Origin of the sequence: Nonomuraea pusilla (genome assembly GCF_900109355.1) — a bacterium.
In the GTDB taxonomy this organism is placed as follows: Bacteria; Actinomycetota; Actinomycetes; order Streptosporangiales; family Streptosporangiaceae; genus Nonomuraea; species Nonomuraea pusilla.
The window spans coordinates 25,534-50,230 of sequence record NZ_FOBF01000011.1 but is presented as its reverse complement, the minus strand read 5'-3'; the positions used below and the strand labels follow the sequence as shown (position 1 = coordinate 50,230).

General features: G+C 75.8%; 25 protein-coding genes. 17 read left to right on the top strand and 8 right to left on the bottom strand.

The window, feature by feature from the left end:
- The first annotated feature begins 209 nt into the window (after positions 1 to 209).
- From BMX74_RS22815 to BMX74_RS22805, 3 genes are read left to right on the top strand one after another with little or no spacing between them, the layout of a single operon-like run.
- Positions 210 to 1,913, top strand: a complete 1,704-nt coding sequence (locus tag BMX74_RS22815; RefSeq protein ID WP_256257162.1) for a PP2C family protein-serine/threonine phosphatase — start codon at positions 210 to 212, stop codon at positions 1,911 to 1,913.
- Positions 1,910 to 2,998: a cobalamin B12-binding domain-containing protein gene (locus BMX74_RS22810; protein WP_091102642.1), complete on the top strand. Its 1,089-nt coding sequence runs from the start codon at positions 1,910 to 1,912 to the stop codon at positions 2,996 to 2,998. The genes BMX74_RS22815 and BMX74_RS22810 overlap by 4 nt, the downstream gene beginning before the upstream one ends.
- Positions 2,995 to 3,360 (top strand): STAS domain-containing protein, encoded by a 366-nt coding sequence (locus tag BMX74_RS22805; RefSeq protein WP_091102639.1) that lies wholly within the window; start codon positions 2,995 to 2,997, stop codon positions 3,358 to 3,360. The genes BMX74_RS22810 and BMX74_RS22805 overlap by 4 nt, the downstream gene beginning before the upstream one ends.
- 40 nt (positions 3,361 to 3,400) lie before the next feature.
- Here BMX74_RS22805 and BMX74_RS22800 read toward each other — a convergent pair whose 3' ends face one another.
- On the bottom strand, positions 3,401 to 4,156 hold the full coding sequence (locus BMX74_RS22800) for a nucleotidyltransferase domain-containing protein (RefSeq protein WP_091102638.1): 756 nt from the start codon (positions 4,154 to 4,156) through the stop codon (positions 3,401 to 3,403).
- A 273-nt stretch (positions 4,157 to 4,429) separates the two neighbouring features.
- On the opposite strand from BMX74_RS22800, the gene BMX74_RS22795 reads away from it, so the two are divergent.
- From BMX74_RS22795 to BMX74_RS22780, 4 genes are all read left to right on the top strand, one after another.
- A complete protein-coding gene (locus BMX74_RS22795) occupies positions 4,430 to 5,299 on the top strand; it encodes an MEDS domain-containing protein (RefSeq protein ID WP_091102636.1) in 870 nt (289 codons plus the stop codon).
- A 178-nt stretch (positions 5,300 to 5,477) separates the two neighbouring features.
- On the top strand, positions 5,478 to 7,271 hold the full coding sequence (locus BMX74_RS22790) for an aldehyde ferredoxin oxidoreductase C-terminal domain-containing protein (RefSeq protein ID WP_177227472.1): 1,794 nt from the start codon (positions 5,478 to 5,480) through the stop codon (positions 7,269 to 7,271).
- 136 nt (positions 7,272 to 7,407) lie between these two features.
- A complete protein-coding gene (locus BMX74_RS22785) occupies positions 7,408 to 7,593 on the top strand; it encodes a hypothetical protein (protein ID WP_091102632.1) in 186 nt (61 codons plus the stop codon).
- A 147-nt stretch (positions 7,594 to 7,740) separates the two neighbouring features.
- A complete protein-coding gene (locus tag BMX74_RS22780; RefSeq protein ID WP_055501267.1) occupies positions 7,741 to 8,589 on the top strand; it encodes an amidohydrolase family protein in 849 nt (282 codons plus the stop codon).
- Positions 8,590 to 8,936: 347 nt separating this feature from the next.
- Here BMX74_RS22780 and BMX74_RS22775 read toward each other — a convergent pair whose 3' ends face one another.
- Complete coding sequence (locus BMX74_RS22775) at positions 8,937 to 9,164, bottom strand: hypothetical protein (protein WP_055501266.1); 228 nt, start codon at positions 9,162 to 9,164, stop codon at positions 8,937 to 8,939.
- 283 nt (positions 9,165 to 9,447) lie between these two features.
- Between BMX74_RS22775 and BMX74_RS22770 the strand changes: the two genes are divergently transcribed.
- The 4 genes from BMX74_RS22770 to BMX74_RS22755 all read left to right on the top strand — a co-directional run bounded on the left by BMX74_RS22770 (position 9,448) and on the right by BMX74_RS22755 (position 13,056).
- On the top strand, positions 9,448 to 9,663 hold the full coding sequence (locus BMX74_RS22770) for a hypothetical protein (protein ID WP_143078731.1): 216 nt from the start codon (positions 9,448 to 9,450) through the stop codon (positions 9,661 to 9,663).
- 32 nt (positions 9,664 to 9,695) lie between these two features.
- Positions 9,696 to 10,922 carry a sensor histidine kinase gene (locus BMX74_RS22765; protein WP_091102627.1) on the top strand — a complete coding sequence of 409 codons (1,227 nt, stop codon included), beginning with the start codon at positions 9,696 to 9,698 and terminating at the stop codon, positions 10,920 to 10,922.
- Positions 10,923 to 11,047: 125 nt separating this feature from the next.
- On the top strand, positions 11,048 to 11,698 hold the full coding sequence (locus tag BMX74_RS22760) for a response regulator transcription factor (RefSeq protein ID WP_082534952.1): 651 nt from the start codon (positions 11,048 to 11,050) through the stop codon (positions 11,696 to 11,698).
- 329 nt (positions 11,699 to 12,027) lie between these two features.
- On the top strand, positions 12,028 to 13,056 hold the full coding sequence (locus BMX74_RS22755; RefSeq protein ID WP_091102624.1) for an ArsR/SmtB family transcription factor: 1,029 nt from the start codon (positions 12,028 to 12,030) through the stop codon (positions 13,054 to 13,056).
- Positions 13,057 to 13,076: 20 nt separating this feature from the next.
- On the opposite strand, the gene BMX74_RS22750 is transcribed toward BMX74_RS22755, so the two are convergent.
- Both BMX74_RS22750 and BMX74_RS22745 read right to left on the bottom strand, forming a co-directional pair.
- A complete protein-coding gene (locus BMX74_RS22750) occupies positions 13,077 to 13,958 on the bottom strand; it encodes an NAD(P)-dependent oxidoreductase (protein ID WP_055501262.1) in 882 nt (293 codons plus the stop codon).
- 115 nt (positions 13,959 to 14,073) lie between these two features.
- Positions 14,074 to 14,937 (bottom strand): FRG domain-containing protein, encoded by an 864-nt coding sequence (locus tag BMX74_RS22745; RefSeq protein WP_055501261.1) that lies wholly within the window; start codon positions 14,935 to 14,937, stop codon positions 14,074 to 14,076.
- Here BMX74_RS22745 and BMX74_RS22740 point away from each other — a divergent pair.
- Complete coding sequence (locus tag BMX74_RS22740) at positions 14,924 to 15,322, top strand: hypothetical protein (RefSeq protein ID WP_143078729.1); 399 nt, start codon at positions 14,924 to 14,926, stop codon at positions 15,320 to 15,322. The genes BMX74_RS22745 and BMX74_RS22740 overlap by 14 nt on opposite strands.
- A gap of 224 nt (positions 15,323 to 15,546) precedes the next feature.
- On the opposite strand, the gene BMX74_RS22735 is transcribed toward BMX74_RS22740, so the two are convergent.
- Complete coding sequence (locus BMX74_RS22735; protein WP_055501259.1) at positions 15,547 to 15,861, bottom strand: hypothetical protein; 315 nt, start codon at positions 15,859 to 15,861, stop codon at positions 15,547 to 15,549.
- 98 nt (positions 15,862 to 15,959) lie between these two features.
- Between BMX74_RS22735 and BMX74_RS22730 the strand changes: the two genes are divergently transcribed.
- The 3 genes from BMX74_RS22730 (at position 15,960) to BMX74_RS22720 (ending at position 18,660) form a co-directional block, all read left to right on the top strand.
- Positions 15,960 to 16,187: a hypothetical protein gene (locus BMX74_RS22730; protein ID WP_143078728.1), complete on the top strand. Its 228-nt coding sequence runs from the start codon at positions 15,960 to 15,962 to the stop codon at positions 16,185 to 16,187.
- 119 nt (positions 16,188 to 16,306) lie between these two features.
- Positions 16,307 to 17,971, top strand: coding sequence for an amidohydrolase family protein (locus tag BMX74_RS22725; RefSeq protein WP_091102617.1), 1,665 nt, complete (start codon positions 16,307 to 16,309; stop codon positions 17,969 to 17,971).
- 311 nt (positions 17,972 to 18,282) lie between these two features.
- Positions 18,283 to 18,660, top strand: a complete 378-nt coding sequence (locus BMX74_RS22720) for a peptidase inhibitor family I36 protein (protein ID WP_236714545.1) — start codon at positions 18,283 to 18,285, stop codon at positions 18,658 to 18,660.
- A gap of 99 nt (positions 18,661 to 18,759) precedes the next feature.
- On the opposite strand, the gene BMX74_RS22715 is transcribed toward BMX74_RS22720, so the two are convergent.
- Together BMX74_RS22715 and BMX74_RS22710 are read right to left on the bottom strand one after the other, a co-directional pair.
- Positions 18,760 to 19,389: a response regulator gene (locus tag BMX74_RS22715; protein ID WP_055501256.1), complete on the bottom strand. Its 630-nt coding sequence runs from the start codon at positions 19,387 to 19,389 to the stop codon at positions 18,760 to 18,762.
- On the bottom strand, positions 19,329 to 20,426 hold the full coding sequence (locus tag BMX74_RS22710) for a sensor histidine kinase (protein ID WP_055501255.1): 1,098 nt from the start codon (positions 20,424 to 20,426) through the stop codon (positions 19,329 to 19,331). The genes BMX74_RS22715 and BMX74_RS22710 overlap by 61 nt, the downstream gene beginning before the upstream one ends.
- A gap of 130 nt (positions 20,427 to 20,556) precedes the next feature.
- Here BMX74_RS22710 and BMX74_RS22705 point away from each other — a divergent pair, with 130 nt between their 5' ends.
- Positions 20,557 to 21,546, top strand: a complete 990-nt coding sequence (locus tag BMX74_RS22705) for a hypothetical protein (protein ID WP_091102613.1) — start codon at positions 20,557 to 20,559, stop codon at positions 21,544 to 21,546.
- Here the strand turns inward: BMX74_RS22705 and BMX74_RS22700 are convergent.
- Positions 21,527 to 22,414 carry a diacylglycerol/lipid kinase family protein gene (locus BMX74_RS22700; protein WP_055501253.1) on the bottom strand — a complete coding sequence of 296 codons (888 nt, stop codon included), beginning with the start codon at positions 22,412 to 22,414 and terminating at the stop codon, positions 21,527 to 21,529. The genes BMX74_RS22705 and BMX74_RS22700 overlap by 20 nt on opposite strands.
- Before the next feature lie 142 nt (positions 22,415 to 22,556).
- On the opposite strand from BMX74_RS22700, the gene BMX74_RS22695 reads away from it, so the two are divergent.
- Entirely contained in the window at positions 22,557 to 24,692 is a 2,136-nt protein-coding gene (locus tag BMX74_RS22695) for a WD40 repeat domain-containing protein (protein ID WP_091102610.1), read from the top strand.
- Positions 24,693 to 24,697 lie beyond the last annotated feature (5 nt).

Here is a 24,697-nt window from a genome sequence, read left to right as displayed (position 1 = left end):
CGTCCCGTGCCATGCTCCGGGACGGAACCGCGCCGGCCGCCACCCCCGCACCGGGGCGAACGCGGAAATTACCCATGCATCGCCCCGTCTTGGCCCGCCTGCCCGGCCGCGCGGCGAAAGGGTTGGCCTAGCCTGTCGGATACAGTAAGGAAAAGTGTCAGATGGGCGACTTGCACTGAGGGGGCGGAGCCCGCACCGGGCTCGCAGCTGTGACGAGTCTGATGAGGGGCCTGGAGCACGACGCGGCCGGATGGGCGTGGCAGAGCGCGCCGTACGCCGCGCTGGTCGCCGACGTCCGCGGCCGGATCGTCCGGGCCAACGACGCGCTGCGCCGGCTGCTGCCGCGGGCGGTGCCGGGCGCGGCCCTGCAGGACGCCGTCCCCGTCTGGCTGGCGCGGGCGCACACGGCGGGCGTCGTCACCGTCCCGCCGCCCGCCGCGCCGGACCGCGGGCCGCACCGTCACCCGCCCGCAGGCCCCCAGCCCGCCTGCGGCGTGATCGGCGGGCGGGTGTTCGAGGCCCGTCCCGTCGCCGGCCCTGACCCGGGCGTCGTGGTGTGGTGGCTGGCCGACAGCACCGAGTTCGTCCAGCTGTCAGGGGAGCTGGAGGCCGAGCGCGGCAGGACGGCGTTCCTGTCGGAGGCGTCCAACGAGCTGCTGTCGTCGCTGAACCCGGACCGCTGCGTGGAGGTGGTGGCGGCGCTGGCGGCGCGGCACCTGTCGGACGCCGCCATGGTGATCCTGCCGAAGGAGGGCCACCGGTATCCGGTCGCGTACTGCGGGCCCGGCGGCACGGTGACCCGCGAGAAGCTGGCGGTGGACGTCCGCCTGGTGCCGGGGCTGGCCGAGGCGCTGCAGGGGCTGCCGTCGGCGCCGTCACGCCGGATCGACCCCGCCGCCGTACCCGCGTGGATGGCGCGCGACCTGGGCGAGCCGGGCTCGGCCATGGTGACGGCGCTCCCCGGGCAGGGCGTGCCCGCGGGCGCGCTGGTGCTGCTGCGGCGGCCCGGCAGGGCCCCGATCTCGGAGGGCGACGAGCTGGCGGCGCGGCTGTTCGCGGCGCGGGCCGGGGCCGCCATCTCGGCCGCCCGCCTGTACGCCGAGCAGGCCGCCGTCACCGAGACCCTGACGCGCGAGCTCATGCCGCCGCGCACCCAGCACCTGGGTGGCGCCGAGCTGGCGGCCAGGTACCGTCCCGCCACCGCGACCGACCTGGTGGGCGGCGACTTCTACGACCTGCACCCGGCGGCCGACCCCGGCGGCGAGTCGCTGGTCGTGCTGGGCGACGTGTGCGGCAAGGGCCTGGAGGCCGCCGTGCTCACCGGCAAGATCCGCAACACGCTGCACGCGCTGCTGCCGCTGGCCGCCGACCACCAGCGGATGCTCGGCGTGCTCAACGAGGTGCTGCTGACCGGCGACAGGGACCGGTTCGTGACGATGGTGCTGGCGTCGGTGCGTGGCGAGGACGACCGGGTGCGGCTGCGGCTGACCAGCGCCGGGCACCCGCCGCCGCTCATCCTGCGCTCCGGCGGCGGGGTGGAGAGCGCCCCGACGCAGGGCACGCTCGTCGGCATGCTCGACGACATCACCAGCACGACCGCCACCGTGTACCTGGAGCCGGGCGACACCTGCCTGATGTACACCGACGGCATCACCGAGGCGTTCGGCGGGCCGCTCGGCGACGAGATGTTCGGCGAGCAGCGGCTCGTCGAGGAGCTGGAGGGATGCTCCGGCATGCCGCCCGAGGCGCTCACGGAACGCGTCCAGATGCTGGCCTCCGAGTGGGTGGGCGGCGGCGACCACGACGACATGGCGGTGATCGCCATCACCGCCCCGCGCGCCACCGCCGGGGGCGGGACCGCGCCCGCCCCTCGGAGTGTCCGGCCGCCGTCCCCGGGTAGGGGGCCCGCGTGAGCGGGGGGCGGGACCTCGGGCGGTGGGCGGACCGGCTGTGGGCGGCGGCCACGGCCGGCGACGAGCAGGCCGCCGTCGGCGTCGCGCGCGACGCGCTCGACGCCGGCGTGGACATGGAGGCGCTGCTGCTCGACGTCGTGGGCGCGGTGCAGGCGCGCGTCGGCGCCGAGTGGGCGGCCAACCGGATCTCGGTGACGCAGGAGCACGTCGTCACCGCCGTCAACGAGCGGGTGATCGCGGCGCTGGCCGACCATCCGGGGGCGCGGCGGCGCGAGGGCTCCGCGCGGGGCCGCCTCGCGGTGGCCTGCGTCGACGGCGAGTGGCACGCCCTGCCCGCCCGGCTGCTGGCCGAGGTGCTGCGGCTGCGCGGCTGGACGGTCGACTACCTCGGGGCCCAGGTGCCCACCCAGCACCTGGTGTCGTACCTGCACCGGACCGGCCCTGACGCCATCGCCCTGTCCAGCTCGATCGCGACCCGTCTGCCGGCCGCGCACGCGGCGATCGCCGCCTGCCGGGCGACCGGCACGCCCGTGCTCGTCGGCGGGGCGGCGTACGGGCCGGGCGGGCGCTACGCCCGCCTGCTGGGCGCGGACGCCTGGGCGCCGGACGCGCGTGCGGCCGCGGACCTGCTGGCCCGGGGCCTGCCGCGCCGCCCGCCTGCGCCCCCGCAGGCCGCCGGCCGCCTGCCGCACCTCGACGACCAGGAGTACACGCTGCTCACCCGGTCCTCGGCGGACCTCGTCCGCGAGCTCATGGACGAGCTGGAGCGGCGCCACCCCGCGGTGGCCCGCTACACGCCGCGGCAGCGGCAGGCCACCGCCGAGGACCTCGCGCACGTCGTCGAGTTCCTCGCCGCCTCGCTGTACGTCGACGATCCCGAGCTGTTCAGCGGATTCCTGACCTGGACGGCGAGTATCCTCACCGCTCGGGACGTCCCCACGGGCTTCCTGCTCTCCGCGCTCGACCTCCTCGCCCGGCGGCTCACGGGGCTCCCCCGCGCCGCGGGCGTCCTCGCGCACGCGCGGGAGGTCCTGTGCGGCGGCCTCGTCCCTGCCCCCGTTCCCGGCCCTGGAAAGCCAGAATGACCGCATACCCGCAGTACCCGCTCACCTTGACCCTCGTCCGCACCGCTCCCCACGAGCTCAGCATCGTCCTGGAGGGCGACCTCGACTACGCGTCCGCCGGCGAGTTCGCCGACACGGCCACCGCCGCGCTGTCCGAGCACGAGGGCCTGCGGGACCTGCGCATCGACTGCGCGGAGCTGGGCCTGTGCGACTCCAGCGGCCTGTCGGCGCTGCTGGTGCTGCGCCGCAGGGCCGCCGAGAAGGGCGTCAGGATCCGGCTCGACCGGCGCGGCCCCGCGCTCGACCGGCTGCTGTCGATCAGCGGCACCCTGCCGTACCTGACGGGCGACCCGGAGTCGGCGACAGGCCCCGCGACGGGCTGACCCCGCAGGGGCGGCCCGCCGGCTCGTCCTCGTGCCGACGTCAGGCGGCGGGGTCGAGGAGCCGGGCGGCCTCGGTGACGGCGCGCGCGAGCGTGCCCGGGTCGGGCGTGAGGCGGGCGACGATCTCGTCCACGCCGCGCAGGCCCGCCCGGCCCAGCAGGGTCTTCTCGTTGGTCACCCACTCGCCCCTGGCGGCCAGGACGGCGTGCGCCGTCTCGGCCGCGGCCGTGGCGAGCGCGCCCGCCACCTCGGTCATGGCGCCGCGCGGCGCGAGGCCGTCCTTCGCGTACAGCAGGGTCAGGCCGGCGCGGCCCCGCCAGAAGGCGGGGGCGGTACGGCGCAGCGCCTCCGGATAGCGGGGACGGGGCAGCTCGCCACGCAGGACCCGGCACAGCGCGAGCTCGGCGACGACCAGGTAGCTGGGGATGCCGGCCAGGTGGAACATGAGCGGCTCCCAGTGGAAGCGCCCCTGCCCGGCCTCCGCCAGCTCGTGCTCGACGGCGTCGAGGTCGCGGTAGTGGACGTCCACGCGGCGGCCCTCGACGGTGAGCCAGGCGCCGCCGTTGAAGACGCCGCCGCCCCAGGCGCCGAGCTCGGAGACCTCGCCGGGCCAGCCGACGGCGCGCAGGTCGGCGGGGTCGAAGGCGCCGCGGTAGTAGACGGCGAGGTCCCAGTCGCTGCCGGGACCGTGGGTGCCCTGGGCTCGGGAACCGCCCAGGGTGACGGCGCGCACACCGGGCAGCGCGGCGAGCCGGTCGGAGACGTGGTCGAGGAAGAGCCGGTCGTCGGCGGTCATGGATGGGTTCCCCTTGACGGTGAAGTGCGGGCACGGGCAACGGCGGACGCCGGCGCCGCTGCGGCGGCGTCGGGTGGCGGGACGGCCTGTATCACTTCACGGTTCCGGACGATATCACTGAGCCGGGTCGTCGCGGGCGGGGTGGCCCGTCCCGGCGAGGAGAGCGGGTGGGGGGCGGCCTGTAAGGTGAGGAGACTGGCGGGGTGCGACGAGACCCTCGGGGCGCGGCGCGCCGGGCGTCCTGCCGAGCCCCCTGACGACGAGAAGCGGTGCATGGCAGATCCCACCACAGTGGACAACCTCCTGCCCGGAGACCACGTCTGCTGGACCTTCGACGACCACGAGCGGCACCTGCGCGCCCTGTCCCGGTTCCTTCGCCAGGGGCTGGAGCGCGGCGACCAGGTGCTGTACCTCACCGACACCTTCCTGCCCGAGGCGTTCCTCGCGGCCGTCCAGGCGTACGGGGTGGACGTGACCGAGCCCCGCCGCACCGGTCAGCTCCAGGTCATGAACGCCGAGGACTCGTACCTGGCGAGCGGGCCCTTCGAGCCCGAGCAGGCGCTGAAGGGCTGGGCCAACGCCATCGAGCAGGCGCGCGGGCAGGGCTACCCCGGGCTGCGGGTGGCGGCCGACATGGGCTGGACCACCAGGCCTGCCCCCGGCACCGACCGCCTCGCCCGCTACGAGGCGCGGGTGAACACGGTGCTCGCCGACGGCTACGCGCTGGCGCTGTGCTGCTACGACCGCCGCCTGTTCACGCATGCCGAGCTGGACCTCGTCAGCGCCGCCCACCCGGGCACGGCCAGGGCGGGGGCGGGCACGCTCGCCGGCTGGGCGCCGCTGCTGCGGGTGCGGCGCACGCCGACCGGTCTGGCCCTCCGCGGCACCGCCGACCACACCAACCGCGACGCCCTGGCCGCCGTGGTCGAGCCGCTCGCCGCCGAGGCGGTCAGCACGGGCGGGCCGCTCGTCCTCGACGTGTCCGAGCTGGTCTCCGCCGACCTGGGGGCGGCGCGCCTCGTCGCGGGGGCCCTCGCGGCGGCCGGGGGGCGGCTCCTTCTCCAGGGGACGCGGCCGCCGCTGGCCGAACTGCTGTCGCGGACCGGGCCCGACGACCCGGGGTCCCCGTCTCCCCCCGCCTGACCTTCCCCTGCCTTTCCTGAATTGCTCGGGTGAGATGCGCGGCGTGAGGTGAGTTGCGCCGTTTGAGGGTTATGTGATGTCGTGCCGCTCCCGGGACCGTTCCCCGCGCCCCGCGCCGAGCGGCGGGACGCCGCGAGCCGTCCCGACCCCCGCACCACCATGCCCGAGGAGAGTTTCCGTGCCGTTCATCGTCGATCTGACCAGCGGGACCGTGGAACGCGAGTACCGCTCAGCCGAGAGGGGGCACTACGGCGGGTCGATCCTCGGCCTGCGCCTTCTGGCCGAACGCACCCCCGCCGGGCTCGACCCGTACGACCCGCGGGCGCTCCTCTACGTCGCGGCCGGGATGCTCGGCGGCACGGCGGCGCCCGGCCTGGCCAAAGCCGTCTTCCTCGCCAAGTCGCCGCTGACCGGCGTGGCCGGGGAGGCGCACGCGCTCGGGCCCTTCGCCGCCGGCATGCGCGGGGCCGGGGCCATGGCCCTCGCCGTCGTCGGGCGCGCCGAACGGCTGTCGTACCTGCTCGTCCAGGACGGCGACGTGACCGTCCACGACGCCGAGGACCTGCGCGGGCACGGCGTGGCCGCCGCCACCGACGCGCTGCGCGCCCGCCACGGCGACGGCGCGCACGTCGCCGTCATCGGCCCCGCCGGCGAGAACCTGGTCAGGTACGCCTCCGTGGTGACCGACCTCGCCTACCCCGCCGCGCGCTACGGCCTCGGCGCCGTCCTCGGGTCGAAGAACCTCAAGGCCGTCGTCTGCGTCGGCGACGCCCCGGCCGCGGTCGCCGACCCCGCAGCCGTCGCAGCGGTGGCCGCCCACTACCGCGCCTCCCTCCGCTCGAACCCGCTCGCCGCGCTCCAGCACGGCGAGCCCGGCTTCGCGGGCTGGACCGGCGAGCGGCCCGCCCCCGGCTACGCCGCCGTCCGCAACTCCTCGGTGCCGGGCGAGCACGGCCTGCGCGTGCCCGCCGCCGCCGGCTACGACGGCCTGGCCGTCGCCACCTCCGGCGCCTGCCCCGGCTGCCCCAACGACTGCCTCAAGGTGTACGCGCCGCGGGACCTGCCGGAGCGCAGGACCGGCGGGCTCGGACAGGAGGCCTTCCTGTCGCTCGGCTGGAACCTCGGCATCGACGACCTCGACGCCGTCCTCACGGCCAACGCCCTGTGCAACGACCTCGGGCTCGACCCCGTCTCCCTCGGCGGGGCGCTGGCGTTCGCCATGGAGTGCGCGGAGCGCGGCCTGCTGCCCGGCGGCCCCGCGTTCGGCGACGCCGCCGCGCTGCCGCGCCTGGTCAGGGACGTCGCCCGGCGCGGCGGCCCGCTGGGCGACCTGCTGGCCGAGGGCGCGGCGCGGGCCGCCCGCTGGCTCGGCCCCCGGACGGTGCCGTACGCGATGACGGTCAAGGGGGCCGAGCTGCCCTGCTTCGACCCGCGCGTCCAGCCGGGCCTCGGCCTCGGGTACGCCGCCGCTCCTGCCGGTCCGCGCTACGACGCCCTGGAGCACGACCTCGACTTCGACCCCGAACTCGGCCTCGGTTACAGCTTCGCCGAGGCCAAGCGCGTCGGGGCGGAGCCCGCCCCGGTGGGCGTGCTCGACGCCGAGCGGGGCCGCCGCACCGCCCGCCTGCTGCGCCTGTGGAGCGGCCTGGACGCGCTCAACCTCTGCGTCTTCGCGTCCTCGCCGACCCGGCCGTTGACGATCGACCACCTGACCGCGCTGGTGACCGCCGTGCTGGGCGAGGAGTTCACGCAGGACGACCTGCTGGAGGCGGGGCAGCGGCGGCTCGACGAGCTGCGGGCGTACGCCGAGCGCGAGGGCGGCGGGCCGGACGAGCTGCCCGCCCGCTTCCACGACGAGCCGGTGACGGCGGGACCGCACGCGGGCGCCGTCCTGGACCGCGCCGCCTTCGCGGAGGCCCTCGCCGCCTTCTCCGCCGAACTCGGCTGGCCGCCCCCGGCCACCGCGCCCTGACCCACCCCACCGGAGCCACCCACCCGAGTACCCACCGCGCGATACTCGCCGTGTTCACCACCGTGGTGCTGACCAGCGGGAACTTCGACCTGTCGGTGGCGTCGGCGGCCGCCTTCTCCGCGGGCGGCCGTACGCGGTGGCGGCGGCCGGTCTCGCCGCGATCGCGCTCAGCCCGGTGCTCGGGTTCGAGCTGCGGCTCAGCAAGCCGACGTACTACCTCGTCGTGATCGCCGCGGTGACGTGGGCGGTGCTGCGCCACACCGCCGTCGCCGCCGCCTGTACGGCCGCGCGACCCCGCCGGGCGAGATCACGGCGGGCGTGAACCGGGGCGGGTACGCCTGCTGCTTCCTCGACCCCGACGACATCACCCTGGAACTGGTGCAGCCGCCCGCGCAACGGCTTTGACACCCTTCGCCGGACGGCTCTACGTTGTGCACGCTCAATCGCTTGATCTTGTGAGGAGGCCGGGATGTCCGTGGTCGACGCCCACCAGCACTTCTGGAACCTGGAGACGGGCCACTACCCCTGGCTGACTCCCGGCCTCGCCCCCATCTGCCGCACCTTCGAGCCGGAGGAGCTGATCCCGCAGCTCGCGGCGGCCGGGGTCGACCGCACGGTGCTGGTGCAGTCGATGGATTCCTACGCCGACACCGACGCGATGCTCGCGCAGGCCGACGCGTACGACGTCATCGGCGCGGTCGTCGGCTGGGTGCCGCTGAACCGTCCCGGTGAGGCGGCCGAGGCGCTCGCGCGCTACCGCGAGCATCCGAAGTTCGCCGGGATCAGGCACCTGATCCACGACGAGCCCGACCCCGACTGGCTGCTCCAGGACTCCGTGATCGAGGGCCTCGGGCTGCTGGCCGACGCGGGCCTGCCGTTCGACGTGGTCGCGGTGCTGCCACGGCACCTGGAGCACATTCCGGTGCTGGCCGAGCGGGTGCCCGGCCTGCGCATGGTGATCGACCACCTGGCCAAGCCGCCGATCAAGGACAAGGGCTGGGAGCCGTGGGCGTCGCTCATGGCGAGGGCCGCCGAGTACCCGCAGGTGCACGCCAAGGTGTCGGGGCTGAACACGGCAGCCGACCCCGCGACGTGGAGCGCCGCCGACCTGCGTCCGTACGTGGAGCACGCGCTGGAGCTGTTCGGCCCCGACCGGCTGATGTTCGGCAGCGACTGGCCGGTCGCCCTGCTCGCCGGCGACTACGCGCAGGTGTGGCGGGAGACGGGGGCGGTGCTGTCGCACCTGTCCGAGACCGAGCGCGCGGCCGTCCTGGGCGGCACCGCCACCCGTTTCTACGGCCTGCCGGAGGCGCCGTGACCGGCCCGCAGCCGCCGTCCGGGCAGCGGCCGTCCCGGCCCGTGACCGCGCCGTCCAGCAGAAGGAGGCACCGTGATCGACGTGTTCGCGCCGATCGCCGCCGCGCCCGACTACACGCCCGCCGGACTGCTGACGCCGTGATCCCCGCGGCCGGAGGGCCGTCCCGCGAGGTGGAGTCACGTTGTCGTGGCCGCGCTCCAGGCACAGCTCCAGGGCCGCCCGCTTCAGACGCTCCTCGGCCTCCGGATCCCACCTCGCCATGACGCCCGCGGCGTCGGCAGGCCCGGGGCCCGGACACCGGCGGCCGCCCTCGGAGCGGACCTGGCGGCGGCTCGCCGGGCACGGTCTCACCCGCCGGCGCCGCCCGAGCTGTCCGAGTCACAGCCGATGCCGTCCGCGCCGGGCATGGGGTACTGGCCGGCGTTGTCCGTCGGACCCTGGTACGGCAGGCGGCGGCCCCGGGCCCGGCGCCTGGGCACAGGAGCCTTGCGGAACAGCAGCGACCACGCCGAACGGACAGCGATCGCCACAACTGCGAGCAGCATCAGGGCTGCCACGGCCGTCGAGACAGTCATCGAGGCCCCTCCTCACCCTCTACTGATCAGGCTAGCCAGCCGGGGGTCGGGCGTGCGCGCACCAGCCGGCGCGCAACCGGTTACAGGCGGGCCCCGCATCGGCTTCACCGCGTCGGCATCAGACGGGCCTGAGGAACGTCGGAACCGGATCCAGGCCGCCCGTCTGCTCGCGGGCCTGCTCACGGGCCTGCTCACGGACGGCCCCGGGTGGAGAGCGCGTCCACCCGGAAGTCCGCCGTACGGAGGTGCCGCTCCTCCCCCGCCGCTCCGTACCGTCACGTCCATGAACGAGCGGATGCGCAGGCTGCGGGACGGCGGCGGACGGCCACGGGCCGGACTGGCGATCGTCCTGCTGGAGCTCCTGCTGAAGTCCTCAGGGGGGAAGATGAACGGGAAGTTCCTGCTGGCCGTGGCCGTGGTGGCGATCGTGGTGGTCGCCGGCTTCGTGGTGTTCCGGCTGGTCATGCTGGACGTCATCATGCAGGCGGTGCGACGGTAGGCGGTAGGCGGACGACGACGGGGCGGGGGGAGATGGCCGACGTCTGGCGGTGGGTCGTGCGGCTGCTCGCGGCCGACGACCCGGAGACCGGGTGGCTGATCCGGCTGCTGACCACGGGCTTCCTCGCCTGGTCGCTGGCCACCGCGCGTCCCGGGCCCGGCGCGGCGTGGACGACCGGCGCGCTGGCCGTCTCCTTCGCCTGCTGGCTGGTGTTCCTCGCGCTCGACCGGCGGGCGCCGCGCCTCGCCTTCGCGGCCCTCGCCGCCGGTTCGGTGCCCGCCGCCGCGGCGGCCGGTCCTGGCGGCGGCACCGGGTTGGCGTTCCTGGTGGTGTTCCAGCTCATGTTCGCCTCGGACCTGCGGCCGCCGCTGCGCGCGGTGCTCCCGCTCGGCCTCCTGGGCGGCGCGGTCGCGCTGGCCGGCATGGTCCTGTACGGGGTCGCGCCGGGCGCGATCGCCCTCTACCTGGCGGTGCTGGCGATCTGCCTGCTGCTGGCGCTGCACCGCAGGCAGCACCGGGCGCAGGCCAGGCAGACCCGGCTGCTGCTGGAGCAGACGCGGCGGGCGCAGCACGAGAGCGCCCGCGCGGCCGCCATGGACGAACGCGCCAGGATCGCCCGTGAGCTGCACGATGTGCTCGCGCACTCGCTGGGCGCGCTCGGCGTGCAGCTGGAACTGGCCGAGGCGCTCCTCACCGAGAGGGACGACAGGGCGGGGGCGGTGGAGCGGCTGCGCCGGTCCCGGCGGCTGGCCGCCGAGGGGCTGCGCGAGGCGCGGGCCGCCGTCGCGGCGCTGCGCGCCGACGTCCCCGAGCTGGGCCCGGCGCTCGCCGCGCTGGCCGGGGAGCACCGCGAGCACCACGGGACACCGGTCGGCGTCCGGGTGGAGGGAACGCCGCGACGGCTGCCGCCGCCCGCCGAGGTCTCGCTGCTGCGGACGGCGCGCGAGGCCCTGACGAACGCCGCCAAGCACGCGCCGGGCGCGCCGGTGGAGCTCGCGCTGTCCTTCGAGGAGCGGTGCGTACGCCTCGCCGTCACCAACCCCGCTCCGCCGTCCGTCCCCGCGACCACCGCCCGCACGGGCGACTCGGCCGACTCGGCCGGCTCGGCCGACCCGGTGACCTGCGCCGGTCCTGCCGGGGTGGCGGGGTTCGGGCTGGCCGGGATGCGTGAGCGGATCGCGCTGGTGGGCGGCACGCTCCGGGCGGGCACGGACGGCCCCGGGCGGGGCTGGACCGTCACGGCGGAGGTACCCGCGTGACGGGACTCCCGCGCAACGACCGGCCCGGCCAGGCGGAGGGCCGGGCCCAGGAGCGGGACGGCGCGGCGGAGGGCCGGGTCTGGAGCGGCGCGGCGGAGGCCGGTGGCCTTCGGGGGGCCGGTGAGGTGGGGGGCCGGGGAGTGCGAGTGCTGGTGGCCGACGATCAGCAGATCATGCGTGAGGGCCTGGTCGCGCTGCTCGGCCTGGTCGAAGGGGTGGAGGTCGTCGGCGACGCCGGCGACGGCGAGCAGGCGCTCAGGCTGGCCGCCGAACTGCGTCCCGACGTGGTGCTGATGGACCTGCGCATGCCCGTCATGGACGGCGTGACCGCGACCCGGCGCATCACCCGCGACCATCCGGGTGTGGCGGTCCTCGTGCTGACCACCTACTCCGACGACGAGTCGGTGCACGCCGCGCTGGCGGCGGGCGCGCGCGGCTACCTCACCAAGGACGCGGGGCGCGCCGAGATCGCGGCGGCGCTGCGGTCGGCCGCCGCCGGGCAGTCCACGTTCGACGCGTCCGTGTCGCGCCGTCTGGTCGACGCCCTCGTACGGTCGGGAGCCGCCGTGCCGCCGCCCGACGGGCTGACCGCCCGGGAGGTGGAGGTGCTGCGGCTGGTCGCTCGGGGCCTGCCCAACGGCGAGATCGCGGCGGCGCTGTTCATCGCCGAGACGACGGTGAAGACGCACGTCAACAACGTCTTCGCCAAGATCGGCGCCCGCAACCGCGCGGAGGCCACCGCCTACGCCCACCGCCACGGCCTCGCCCCCGCCTGACCCCGCCCGCCTGACCCCGCCCGCTTGGACTCGCCCGCTTGGACTCGCCCGCTTGGACCCGGCCACCTGACCCCCGCCCGCCGAGCCCCTGCCCCCCTGGACCCCGGCCCGCCTGACCCTCGCCCGCCTTGACCCCGCCCGCCTGGATTCGGCCGGTCGGCCCTGCGAGGCCGCCGTCGCGCGTCCGCACCGCCCCTGCGGCGGGGCAAGGCGCTCCAGGATGGACTCCCGGGAGTCAAGAGCGTTCAAGTCGGCTGTAAGTCGGGGGCAAGCGTCAGGACCTACCGTCCCGACCAGCGACCAGCCGAGCACCGACCACCAGCAGGACCATGGGGGCAAACGTCAGCAGGACCACCGTGCGGAGCGAGCTGAGGCTCTCCTCCGTGCCGCGCGTGTCCGTCTCGATCTCTCCGAACCTCACCGCTCTGGCCGTCGTGGCCGACGCGCTCGCCGGGCGGCGGCGGGGGTTGCCTGACGCCTGGAGGAAGGCGATCGCGGCGAGGGTGCGGGCCACCGGCCATCAGGCGGCCCGCCCGATCGGCGCGCCGGGTCACTCCGTCGTCCCTGACAGCGTCGTCCCGCTGGCGCCGCCCCTGGGCGACGTCCCGATGCGGGAGCAGCTCGACGCGCTGCGCGACGCCCCGCCCGACAGGCTGATCAGGGACCTGGAGCAGGCGTTCGGCCCTGCGGCCGTACCCGCGCACTGGCGGCCGGCCGCCGCCCGCCCCGAGCGCTGGCTGCGCGGCTACGCGAACGCGCTCGCCGACGTCTGGAGCGCGGTCGAGCCGATGTGGCGGCGGGCGCGGCCGCTGCTCGACCGCGAGATCGCGCGGGTCGGCGTCGCGAGCATGCGGGGCGCGCCCGAGCTGCTGCTCGGCTCCCTCAACCGGCGCGTCGTCTGCACCGGCGGCTCGCTGTTCGTCGCCGACATCGAGCCCAGCGCGTACGACCTGGGCGACCGGCCCGTCGTGCTGGTGCCGATGCTGGCGGGCGAGGACTCCGTCATCGTCAGCCTGGACGGCCCCGACGCGGTGTGGATCGCCTACCCGCTGCCCGGCTCGGCGGCCCTGTGGCGCCGGCCCGCGGCCCCCGCTCCCGCGCCCGCCCCTGCGGCCCGCGTCGCCGGCGAGCTGTCGGCGCTGGTCGGGCCGGTACGCGCCCGGCTGCTCCTCGCGCTCGACCGGCCGATGACGATGAGCGCGCTGGCCACGCGCCTGAACCTCGCGCCAGGCGGCCTCACCTACCACTGCGACCGGCTGCGCGCCGCCCGGCTCGTCGCCAGGGAGCGGCGCGGCCGCGAGGTGTGGATCTCCAGGACGGCGCGGGCCGACGAGCTGCTGGACCTGTTCCGCCGCTGACCGCCGCCGCTGTACGGCCTTCAGCGGTGGGCGTGCGCCGTCCGCGCCTCGATGGCGCGGACGACCGCCGCCATGTCCTCCGCGCCGTGGCCGAGCGCGACCGTCTCCTTGAACAGGTCGTGGCAGACGTCCAGCAGGGGCGAGGCCGTGCCGGCCTCCCGCGCGGCCTCCGCGACGAGCCGGTTGTTCTTCAGCACGTCGGCGGCCGAGGCCTGCGGCGAGAAGTCGCGGGCGGCGAGTTTGCCCGCCTTCACCCGGGAGACGGCGCTGGACATCGGGCCCGAGCCGAGCACCTGCAGGAACAGGTCCAGGTCGAGCCCCTGCTGCTGCGCGAAGTGCACGGACTCGGCCAGGCCGCCGACCATCGTGATGAGGAAGAGGTTGACCGCGAGCTTCATCCGCAGCGCCGACGGCGCCGCGCCGCACACGATCGTCTCGTGGCACATCGGGGCGAGCAGCGGCCGTACCTCCTCGACCGCCTCCGGCTCGCCCGCCAGCATCGCCACGAGCTGCCCCGACTCGGCCGGGACGCGCGAGCCCGACACGGGCGCCTCGACGTACGCGCCGCCCGCCGCCGCGACGTCCTTGGCCAGTTCCGCAGAGTAGCCGGGTGAGGTGGTGCCCATGTGCACGACGATCCGGCCGGCGACCCGCTCGGCGAAGGCGGGGGTGCCGCGGCCGAGCACGTCGTCCATGGCAGGGCCGTCGGCCAGCATGAGGATCACCGTCCGCGCCCTGCGGAACACCTCGCCGGGGCCGGCCGCGACGTCCGCGCCCGCCGCCCGAGGCTCCTCGCACCTGCTCGCCGTACGGTTCCAGACGACCAGCGGGGTGCCCGCGCGGGCCAGGTTGAGCGCCATGGGAAGGCCCATGAGTCCCAGACCGATGAAACCCGTTTCCACGCCTACCACCTCCGGCCGTCCGGGCGGCGCCGCGCCGCCCGCGCACCGTTGTAGCGCCACACCGGCACGCGGTCTTGTACGGAGGTGCGCGCGGGGTTCGCCGGGCGGCCCGGCGTCAGCCGCTCATCCAGCCCTCGCGCTGGGTGTGGCGCTCCCTGCCGCTCATCACCGCGCCGCCGTCGGCGTCGCCGCGCTCGGCCACCCCGCCGGGCGAGTAGTAGCGGCGCAGCCACTCGGCCAGCCCGTCCAGGCCGGGCAGCAGCACCCGCTCGGTGATGTTCGCCTGGTCGAGCCGCGCCCTGATCTCGGCCTTGACCTTCGCCGGGATCGACCACCCGTGCCACAGCCCCGGATGCTCCTCCATCCACTGCTCCAGCTGGAACGTCGGGTCGGAGATCGCCGACAGCACGGACGACTGGTTGATCACCCGCTCGTCCAGCGACGGCGGCTCGAAGAACGCGAGGAACGGCCGCCCGTGGCCCAGCTCGTCGAAGCAGGCCAGGTCGGGCGCGCTCTCGGCGAGCATCTCCGTGGAGAAGACGAGCGCGCCCTCCCGGTCGAGCACCGACCGCAGCGGGTCCGGCAGCAGCCGGTGCGTGCCCGCGCAGTCCACGGCCAGCAGCACCGCGTCGTCGGCCGGCCAGGACGCGGTGGCGAAGTGCAGCGCGACCAGCGGCGAGAACGACCAGTCGAGCAGCCGGGTGGGCAGTCCGTGGTGCTGGCCGAGCGCCAGCCAGTCCCAGACGGTCGGGCCGGGGGCCTGCCGGTGGGCGTACTTGCGGAAGTTGCGGATGAGATGGGACTCCAGGGAGGCGTACTCCCCGTCGAGCCTGGCCAGGCCGGACACGTGGGAGTAGGAGCTCCTGGCCAGGCCGCGGAAGACCAGGGTGGAGTGCGCGTGGCTCTTCCCCTCTCCGCGGCCGGCCTCGCTGATCGCGTCGTCCAGCTCGCGCCAGGACGACACCGTGACCATCGTCATCTGGGTACGGGTGCCCCTGCGGGGGGCCGTCCACACCTGTGACCTGCCCGGTTTGTGCCCCGGCCCCGAGGGGAGAGGGGCGGGGACGGGGGACCCGCACGACGAGGAGACCAGCATGAGCACCGACAGCGGCGGCGAACGGCCGGTCAGCCGAGGGGGCAGCGAGGAGGCGAGCGGCGCGCCGCTGACGCAGGGCGAGGAGGAGGCGTCCCGGCGCCCTCCGGGCAGCCCGCCCACCATCACGCCCGGCGTCACACCGGACGGCCATCCGGGCGACGGCGGCGACGAGAGCGACCACGACGAGGTGGACGAGGTGGACGAGGTGGACGAACTGGACGAGGAGTTCAACCGCCTCAAGGAGCTCAACCCGGACGACTTCGAATAGCACGGAAGGTACGGATCGGGGCGCGGACCGGCAGGACAGCCGGCCCCGGCCCCGCTGACGCATGCCCGCACCGCCGGCTGGCGGGCGACGTGGGTGTGGCCCGCGACCGGGCCGGTCGGGGGGCGGCGGCTTCCTGGCGCCCCTTCTCGGCGGCGCCGTCCGCCGGCCGTCCCCCGTCCGGCCCTCCTCGGCCGGCCCTCACGGAAGGGCCGGCCGCCGGAGGGTCAGCAGAGGTCGGCGCCGTCGAAGCTGCGGATGCCGCGCGGCACCTTGCTGCTGATCGTCCCGCCCGCACGGACGGTCTGGCAGGAGCCGTCGGTGCCGTGCGCCCAGATGATCTTCAGGTTGAGCGTCCTTCCGCAGTCGTTCCTCGCGTAGCCGGTCTTGGTGATGGTGCCGACCTTCTCCCAGACGGTGACGCAGGTGGGAGCGTTGCCCGCGGGGAGTGCGGGCGCCGCCTGCGCGGGCGAGGAGAGAAGGCCGAGCGAGACCGTGAGGGCGGCCGCGCCGAGCGCGGCCCCCGTGCCAAGGATGCGCACGGGTTCTCCTTTCACTGGACGACGAGTGACGCCTCCGATTAGTAATCGCTCGGCTACGCATCGTCAATGTTTTGGGCGACGGTTCCACAAGTTTTGAAATGACCATGGACGCGGACGGCCTCCGGACAACCTCGCCTCCTGCCGCCGCGGCCGTCCGTACGACCTGGGTGGAGCCCGGCCAGACGCTCAAGGCGGGCGACTCGGTGCGCTCGGCCGACGGCGAGTACGCCCTGCGCCGGAAGGAGGACGGCAGCCTCGTGCCGTACAAGGGCCGTGCCGCGCTGTGGAGCAGCCTGACCGCGGGTTCGCCCAGGACCGGGGGCTGACGGCTCCGGCGCCGACCCGGCAACCCGAGTGCCACTCATGTTTGGGTCTTGCGGGGGCGGCGCGGGCGGCGGATGCTGACGGCATCCCCCTCGACCCCGTCCCCTGCGAGGTGACCGCGATGCGCCGCCGATCCGCCGCCCGCCGCTCCGCCGGCTGGCTGATCGCCCTCGTGCTCCTGCTGTCCGGCTCGCTGATCTCCCCCGCCGGCCCGGCCGCCGCCGCCCCCCACCGGCCCGCCACCGCAGAGTCCGCCGCACAGTCCGCCGCACAGTCCACTGCAGAGTCCGCCGCCTCCGCCGCCGAGGTGCGCGGGTTCGTCGACGGGCACAGCCACCTGTTCTCGTACGAGGCCTTCGGCGGCATGCTGATGTGCGGCAAGCCGTTCGACCCCGACGGCATCTCCGAAGCGCTGGCCGACTGCCCCGACCACCACCCCAACGGCGAGCTGGCCTGGTTCGAGAACTTCACCAGGACCGGCTCCCCCACCGGCACCCACGACCCGGCCGGCTGGCCCACGTTCCGCGACTGGCCGGCCCACGACTCGCTCACCCACCAGCAGGCGTACTACACCTGGGTGGAGCGCGCGTGGAAGGGCGGCCTGCGGGTGCTGGTCAACCACCTGGTCGCCAACCGCCAGCTCTGCGCGATCTACCCGCTGAGGCGCAACTCCTGCGACGAGATGAGCACGCTCAGGCTCCAGGCGCAGCGGGCCCGCGAGCTGCAGGACCACATCGACGCCGAGAACGGCGGACCCGGCCGCGGCTGGTTCCGCATCGTGGACGACCCGGCGCAGGCCAGGCGCACGGTCAAGGCGGGCAAGCTCGCCGTCATCCTCGGCGTGGAGACGTCGGAGCCGTTCGGCTGCCGGCAGATCCTCGGCGTCCCGCAGTGCACGAAGGCCCAGATCGACCGCGGCCTGGACGAGATGCACGCGCTGGGCGTGCGCAGCATGTTCGTCTGCCACAAGTACGACAACGCGCTGTGCGGGGTGCGCTTCGACTCCGGCACCCAGGGCGCCATCGTCAACCTGGGCAACTTCCTGTCGACGGGCACGTTCTGGAAGGCCCGCACCTGCACCGGGCCGCAGCACGACAACCCGATCGAGCCGGGCGGCGTCCTGCCCGACCAGATCGCCGGGTGGCTGCCCCCGGGCGTCTCGCTGCCCGCGTACCCGCCGGCGCCGCACTGCAACACGCGCGGGCTGACCTCGCTCGGCGAGTACATGGTCCAGGGGCTGGTCAAACGCGGCATGCTCGTCGAGATCGACCACATGAGCGTCAAGGCCGCGTCCAGGACGCTGGAGCTCCTGGAGGCCGCCCGCTACCCCGGCGTGGTCTCCTCGCACAGCTGGGCCGACCCGGGCTTCTTCGCCAGGATCTACGCGCTCGGCGGCATGATCACGCAGTACGGGCACGACGCCGAGCACTTCGTCGCCGAGTGGCGCCGCGGAGCCGCGGAGCGGCAGCAGCACGGGGTGTCCGGGTACGGCTACGGCCTGGACGTCAACGGCATGGGCCGGCTCCCCGGGCCCCGAGCGGGCAGCGCCGCGAACCCGGTGCGTTACCCGTTCACCTCGTTCGAGGGCGTCACGCTGGACCGGCTGCGTACCGGTGAGCGGGTCTGGGACGTCAACGCGGACGGCGTCGCCAACTACGGCCTGGTGCCCGACTGGGTCGAGGACATGCGTCTCCTCGCCGGCGACCAGATCGTGCGCGACCTGGCGGCGGGCGCCGAGTCGTACCTGCGGACGTGGGAGGCCGCCGCGGCCCGGCGCCAGACCTGATCCACCGGTCGCCGACCGTTCCGTGCGGAACCCGGCCCGGCTCTCGCTGCCGGCAAGGCCCGGACTCGGGCCGGGAACCGCATGACCGGAATCAGCGTGGGGCGTCCTTTCCGGACGGTCGATTCATGCTCTCCGACCTCCTAAAAGGGCTCAAAGCGGGAAAGCATGACATTCCGCCCCACATTTGGGTCACGACGCAATGCGGGTTTGCGCCTTTCACCCCTCTTCCGTCAGTCCTGAAGGTCATGTACGTTCATCGCGTCGCCGAAGGAAACCTTCACCAAAGAGGGGTTATGGGCAAAAAGCTTCACATGCTCGTGCTAACGACCGCGGCCGCCGCGCTGACCCTCCTGCCGACCGCACCCGCTCACGCCGCCGAAGGCTACGACCGCTGCCCCGACACCTACTACTGCATGTTCTCCGGCCTGGACGGCTCGGGCGACATGATCACCATCAAGGCCGACACTCCCGATCTGGCCGCCCTCAACATGAGCAACCGCGGCAAGTCCGACTGGAACCGTACCGGCGTGTACGTCCACCTCTACTCCGACGCGAACTACGGCGGCTGCTCCGCCGCGACCTCGCCCGGGGGCAAGGGCAACTTCTACGTCAGCTACCGCGACTTCTTCGAGTCCGTACGCGTCGGCGGGCCGAACGGCCCCTCCTGCTACACCCCTCCGGAGTCCTGACCCGGGCCTGAAGCGGCGCGTCCCCGCCCTCAGCCGGGCAGGGACGCGCCCACGCGTGTCTTCAGGTCGCCAGGAGCCCCAGGCCGGCCCGCGGCGGGATCAGGGCCTGGCCCTGCCGGTCGCCCAGGCCCACGCGGCGATCGAGACCCGGTTCCTCGCGCCGGTCTTGCGCTGGACGGAGGCGATGTGGTTCTTCACGGTGCCCGGGGACAGGAAGAGCTCGGCCGCGATCTCGGCGTTGGTCATGCCCTGGGCGACCAGGGCGACGATCTCGTCCTCCCTCTCGGTGAGGACGACGTCGGAGGTCTCGCGCGGCGGGCCCGCCCGGCGCAGCAGCCGGACGGTGAGCTGCGGGCTGATGAGTACGTCGCCGTTCATCGCGGCCCTGACGGCCTCGACGATCAGCGTGGGGCCGGAGCGTTTGAGCACGAACCCGGCGGCGCCGTGCCGCAGCGCGGCGTGCACGTACTCGTCCAGCCCGAACGTGGTGACGACCACGACGTGGATGCCGCTGCCGGCCAGAGCGCGGGTCACCTCGATCCCGTCGGCCCCGGGCATGCGGATGTCGGCGAGCACCACGTCGGGCCGTACCGCCTTGGCGGTGTCGATCGCGGTGCGCCCGTCGGCGGCCTCGGCCACCACGGTCATGTCGGGCTGGGCGTCGAGGATCAGCCGGAAGGCGCCGCGGATGCCCGCCTGGTCGTCGGCGATGAGGATGCGGGTGACCACTCCGGCGATTGTGCCAGCGGCAGCCGGGCGGTCAGCGACCACCCCTGCGGCGCGGCTCCCGCGATCAGCTCACCGCCCTGGGCCTGGACGAGCGAGGCCAGGGCCGCCAGGCCGGTGCCGCCCCTTCGGGTGGCCGGGGCGCGGGCCACGCCGTCGTTGGTCATCGTGACCCGCAAGCCGCCGGGCGACGCGCTGACGCTCAGGGTCACGCGTCCGGCATGCGGGGCGTGCCGCCGGACGTTGGTCAGTCCCTCGATCACGATCCGGTGCGCCAGGGACGCCGTCTCGGGCGGGACCGCCACCGCCGCGTCCATGCGCAGGTCCACCTGGGCCGGGCCGGCGGCGGAGAACCGTGCGGCCGCCTCCCGGATGCCGTCCAGGTCGCCGGTGGGCCCGAGCGGCCGGTCGTGGTGCAGCATGTCCAGCGTCCGGTCCAGCATCGACAGGGCTCGCCGGCCCGCGGCCTCGACGCGCTCCAGCGCCTGCCGGGGATCGCCCGCGACCCCGCCCGCCTGGGCGTGCGCCACCATCTCGCTGATGTCGTGCGCCAGATAGTCGTGCAGGTCCCTGGCGAGCCGCAGCCGCAGCACCAGACGGGTCTCGGCCACCGCGCGCTCCTGCCGTACGGCGAGCAGCCGCAGGTAGGCGCCGACGGCGGCGGCCAGCAGCGCGCCCAGCCCCCAGAACGCGCACACGCCCACCCCCTCCAGCGCCGAGGCGGGCGTGAACACGCGCAGCGGCCAGGTGGCCGCCGCCAGGCCCGCCACCGGAGCGGACACGAGGGCCATCCGGACCGGCGTGTGGCGGGCGACCAGGCCGGTCAGCGCCATCAGCGCCACGCTCTCGGTCATGCCCAGCAGGTCGGACCCGGGCACCGGTGGCACCCAGCCGGCCACCTGGGCCAGCGTGACCGCCACCGACACGCCCGCCGCCGGCAGAGCCCACCGGGACAGCCGTGGCCGGGACCGAGGCCAGGACATCCCTGCCGCGGCCAGCCAGGCGGCGGCCACCGCCGACATCTGGGCGAGAACCCCCATCACGCTCACCCAGGCGACGATACGCGCATCGGGTGCCGCGCCGAGGGGTGCCGGACGGCACCTGCTCCGGCCGCCAAGGGTGCCGAACGGCATCTGGCCCGCCCTCCCGCCGCGCCGGAAGGCTGATGGCATGACGATCTCCCCTTCTCACCGGCCGGCGTACGCGGCGGCGCTGTGGGCGCTCGCCTACGGCGCGCTCGGGGCCGCGTGGGCGCTCGGCGCGCCCGGATACCCGTGGGGCGCCTCCGACCCCGACCCGGACGGGGCGCTGTCGATCCTGGCCTGGACGGCGCCGGGCTTCGGCTGGGCGGTCGCCGCTCTCGGCCTGCTGACCGCCGGCACGGCGCTGGCCCTCACCCGCCGGAGCAGCCGCCGCGCCCCGCTGTTCCTGGCCTGGCCGATCGCCGCGCTCCTCGTCCTGGTGATCCCCGACTCCCGGCTGATGATGGGCGTCGCGTACACGCCGCTGCTGCTGGCGGCTCCCGCCTTCGGCTGGAGCCTCGGCGGCGCGACCTTCGCCGACGCCTGGCCGTGGCCGGTGCTCAACCAGCTCGTGTGCGTGCTGGGCGGCCTGCTGCTGGCCGCCGCGGCGCTGGCCCGCGCCCGGGGTCAGGAGCGCGGGAGCTGGTTCACCCCGGAGCGCGGGCGCGTCGCGGTGGCCGTGGCGGTCGCGGTGCCTCTGCTGTACTGCGCCACCCGGTGGGCGTGGGCCCTCGGCGTCCCCCTCGGCGTGAGCGAGGAGTTCCTGGCCGAAGGCGAGGACGGCCTGTGGCTGGCGGGCGCCTACCTGGCGACGTTCGGCGCGCTCGGCGGCGTGCTCACCCTGGGGCTGGTCCAGCGGTGGGGCGAGGTCTTCCCGCGCTGGATCCCCGGCCTGCGGGGCAGGCGGGTGCCGCCGCTGCTCGCGGTCGTCCCCGCCGGGTTCGTCTCCATCATCATCACCGTGGCCGGGCTCACCTACGTCCGCTGGACCGTCGCCGGCCGGTTCTCCCTGGCGGAGTGGGGCGCCTGGCTGCCTGAGTGCTTCTGGCCGCTCTGGGGCGCCGCGCTCGCCACTGCCGCCGTCTGCTACCACCGCCGCCGCCGGCACGACGCGCCCTCTACTCGACCGGGGCGATGAGGCGCCAGGCGGCCGGGTGGACGGTCCAGGAGCGGCGGGGCGCGGGCGGGTGCGGCTCGCCGTCGGCGTTCGCGGGCGCCGGCTCGCCCTCCACCCGCACCTCGCGGGCGCGGAAGGTCAGGACGTCGTCGCGCCGCTGGTGCCGTCCCAGCCGGAGCAGCAGCGCGAACGCCAGGCGCGACCACGGCGGCACCGTGTACGAGACCACGACGTCGGCCAGGCCGTCGTCGGGCCGCGCGCCAGGCATGAGCGGGGTGCCGCCGCCGATCGACGTCCCGTTGCCGACGCCGACCATGAGGACCCTGCGCCGGCCGTCGCCCACCACCTGCCCGTCCACCGTCACGCGCAGCCGCCACCCGCGCCCCCTGACCCCGGCGATCAGGGCGCCGGCGGGGTAGGCGGCGCGGCGCAGCACCGGCTTGAGCGGCGCCGCCCGCTCCGAGGCCAGGGCGCCCACGCCGATGTGGACGGCGTTCACCACGACGCCGCCGCGCTCGTCCACCAGCAGGTCGAGCGGCCGTTCGCGGCCGTCGAGGACGATCCGGGCCGCCGCCCTCGGCTCCAGCGGGACGCCCAGGGCGCGGGCCAGGTCGTTGCCCGTACCCAGCGGGACCAGGCCGACCGGCCTGGCGGCCGGCTCGCCGCGCCGCAGGAGGGCCGCGACGACGGCGTGCAACGTCCCGTCGCCGCCCAGCACCACCGGGACCCGGTCCGCGTGCGCGTCCAGGGCGGCGTCCAGGTCGCCGGGGCTCCGTAAGACGACGTCCTCGACGTCCGCGCCGCCCCGCAGGACCTCCAGCACCGCCCGGCGGGCGTCGCCGTCCACGCCGCCGGCCGCCGGGTTCCCCAGCGCCACGAGCTTCCGCATGCGACCACCTCCGCCTCGGCGCCGTCCCGCCCGTCCACCGTCGTCGGCAGGTGCCCGCCGCCGCCGCTTCGAAACCCCCGGCCTGTGTGCTCGCCGCTCCCGCTGCCCGGGGGCGGGCGCCGGTGGCCTACAGTCGTGCGGCGTGGCGCGCATCGTCTACCGGCTGGGCAACACCGTCGAACTCGCCGTCGCCGACGACGGGCGGGCCGTCCTGCACGCGCAGGCTCCGCCCGGCACCTGGACGGCCACGCTGGACCCCGTCGTCTGGCCGCGCCTCGAGTCCGCGCTCGCCGGGTCGGGGTTCCCGTTCGTGGCCGTCCGCGAGGCCCGGCCCGGGTTCGTCCCGGTGTCGCTGGAGCGCGAGCCGGGCGGCCGGGTGGTCACCGACGAGCGGAGCGCCAGAGGCGGCCGGCTCGCGCCCGTGCTGGAGCTGCTGGACGAGCTGGCCGCGGCGGTACGCGGCGGCGCCGGTTCGCTGCCTCCCGCGGTGGCGTACGGGCACGTGGCGCGGACCGGGAGCGGCAGGGGCGAGCCTGGGGCGGCGGCGTTCGGCGAGTTCCGGGGCCGTCCGGCGTGCGTGGTGGGCGGCGAGGACGGGACGCTGCGCGTGTACGCCGTGCCCGGGGGCGAGCCGCTGACCGTGCCGATCCCGGCCGGCACGGCGGTGCGGGCGGTCGCGCTGCGGCGCGGACTGGCGGCGTGCGCGGGCGACGACGGCGTCGTCAGGCTGTGGAACCTGGGCTCGGGACGCCTGGAGGCGGCCCGGACGGGGCACGCGGGCCCGGTGCGCGCGCTGGCCTGCCACGACGGCGCCGTCTTCTCCGCCGGTGGGGGCGTCCACGCCTGGGACACGGCGAGCGGGCACGCGTACGGCCCGCTCGACCGGGACGGCGGCGCGGTGTGCGTGGTGGAGGCGGCAGGCGGGCGCGCGGTGGCCGTCGCCGGCGCGGAGGGCGCGGTACGCCTCGTGGACCCCGCCACCGGCCGGACGCTGCGCGCCCTCGACGGCGCCCTCGGCCCGGGAGCCGTCCTGGCCGCGGGACCCTCCGGGGCGCTGGCCGGAGGCGGGCGCGGCGGCGTCGTGCGGGTGTGGGACGCCGCCACCGGCGCGCTCGTCCACGACCTGCGAGGTGACGGGGCGAGCGTCGTGGGGCTGGCCTTCACCGTCCTGGACGGGCGGCCCGCGCTGGCGTCCTGCGCGCTCGACGGCTCCGTGACGGTCCGGGACCTGGGCGGCGGCGAGCGGGCCGCGGCCTGGCGGGTGGGCGGAGCCTGGCCCACCGGGCTGGCGGCGGCCCTGGTCGGGGGGCGCGCGGCTCTGGTGACGTCCGGGGAGGCCCTGCGCGTGTGGCGGCCTGACGGCACGCCCGTGCGGGAGCTGGCGGTGCCCTGCACGTCGGTGACGGCGGGCGGCGGCAGGCTGGCGGCGGGGTCGCCGGACGGCGCCGTTCGCGTGTGGGACCTGGAGACCGGCACGCTGCTGGCCGAGGCGTCCTCGGACGACGGCGCGGTCACCGCGCTCGCCTTCGACGGCGTGGGGCGGGCCGGGGCCGGGGTGGAGCCGGACGGTACCGCGTCCGCCGGGCCCGCGGAGGGCGGCGGCGGTCCCGGCGGTCCGCGGCTGGTGTGCGGAACGGCCGGCGGCGCCGTACGGGTTCACGACGGGGTGCTGCGTGCGGCCGCCGTGCTCACGCCGCACGCCGGGCAGGTGCTCGCGCTGGCGTTCTGCGGCGGCATGCTGGCCTCCGGCGGCGTGGACGGCTCCGTGCGGCTCTGGGACCCCGGCACGGGCGTCCCGCTGCGCCGCCTGTCCGGGCGGGACGGCGGGGTGGCGGCGCTGGCCGCCGGGCGGGTGGAGGGGCGGGAGGTGCTGGTGTCGGCCGGGTACGGGCGGGAGGTGCGCGTCTGGGACCCTCTTACCGGCGAACTGCTGCTCGCGCTGCCCGACGCGCACCCCGGCCCGGTGTACGCGCTCGCCGTCGGCTCGTCCGGCGGGCGTCCGCTGATCGCCTCGGGCGGGCTCGACGGGGCGGTCCTGCTGTGGGACGCGCGGTCCGGGGAGGCGGCGGGCGTCCTGGAGTGCGGCCCGGCGATGGTCGTCTCGCTCCGGTTCGCCGGTGACGTGCTCCTGGCGGGCCGCCACGACGGCGTGGTGCGCCGGTGGCGGCTGCCCGGCGGCGAGCCGCTGACGGCGTCACGCGTCGGCTGGACGCCCCTGGCGCTCTCCCCTGACGGCTACGCCGCCGGCCTCCAGGGGCTCGCCACCCTCCCCGGCTGACGACC

What these genes read in the sequence shown, in the direction of transcription:
- BMX74_RS22805 (WP_091102639.1), top strand. Translation starts at nt 2,995, where the DNA reads ATGACCGCATACCCGCAGTACCCGCTCACCTTGACCCTCGTCCGCACC.
- BMX74_RS22800 (WP_091102638.1), bottom strand. Translation starts at nt 4,156, where the DNA reads ATGACCGCCGACGACCGGCTCTTCCTCGACCACGTCTCCGACCGGCTC.
- BMX74_RS22795 (WP_091102636.1), top strand. Translation starts at nt 4,430, where the DNA reads ATGGCAGATCCCACCACAGTGGACAACCTCCTGCCCGGAGACCACGTC.
- BMX74_RS22780 (WP_055501267.1), top strand. Translation starts at nt 7,741, where the DNA reads ATGTCCGTGGTCGACGCCCACCAGCACTTCTGGAACCTGGAGACGGGC.
- BMX74_RS22775 (WP_055501266.1), bottom strand. Translation starts at nt 9,164, where the DNA reads ATGACTGTCTCGACGGCCGTGGCAGCCCTGATGCTGCTCGCAGTTGTG.
- BMX74_RS22770 (WP_143078731.1), top strand. Translation starts at nt 9,448, where the DNA reads ATGAACGAGCGGATGCGCAGGCTGCGGGACGGCGGCGGACGGCCACGG.
- BMX74_RS22765 (WP_091102627.1), top strand. Translation starts at nt 9,696, where the DNA reads ATGGCCGACGTCTGGCGGTGGGTCGTGCGGCTGCTCGCGGCCGACGAC.
- BMX74_RS22755 (WP_091102624.1), top strand. Translation starts at nt 12,028, where the DNA reads ATGGGGGCAAACGTCAGCAGGACCACCGTGCGGAGCGAGCTGAGGCTC.
- BMX74_RS22745 (WP_055501261.1), bottom strand. Translation starts at nt 14,937, where the DNA reads ATGACGATGGTCACGGTGTCGTCCTGGCGCGAGCTGGACGACGCGATC.
- BMX74_RS22730 (WP_143078728.1), top strand. Translation starts at nt 15,960, where the DNA reads ATGACCATGGACGCGGACGGCCTCCGGACAACCTCGCCTCCTGCCGCC.
- BMX74_RS22725 (WP_091102617.1), top strand. Translation starts at nt 16,307, where the DNA reads ATGCGCCGCCGATCCGCCGCCCGCCGCTCCGCCGGCTGGCTGATCGCC.
- BMX74_RS22720 (WP_236714545.1), top strand. Translation starts at nt 18,283, where the DNA reads ATGCTCGTGCTAACGACCGCGGCCGCCGCGCTGACCCTCCTGCCGACC.
- BMX74_RS22710 (WP_055501255.1), bottom strand. Translation starts at nt 20,426, where the DNA reads ATGGGGGTTCTCGCCCAGATGTCGGCGGTGGCCGCCGCCTGGCTGGCC.
- BMX74_RS22705 (WP_091102613.1), top strand. Translation starts at nt 20,557, where the DNA reads ATGACGATCTCCCCTTCTCACCGGCCGGCGTACGCGGCGGCGCTGTGG.
- BMX74_RS22700 (WP_055501253.1), bottom strand. Translation starts at nt 22,414, where the DNA reads ATGCGGAAGCTCGTGGCGCTGGGGAACCCGGCGGCCGGCGGCGTGGAC.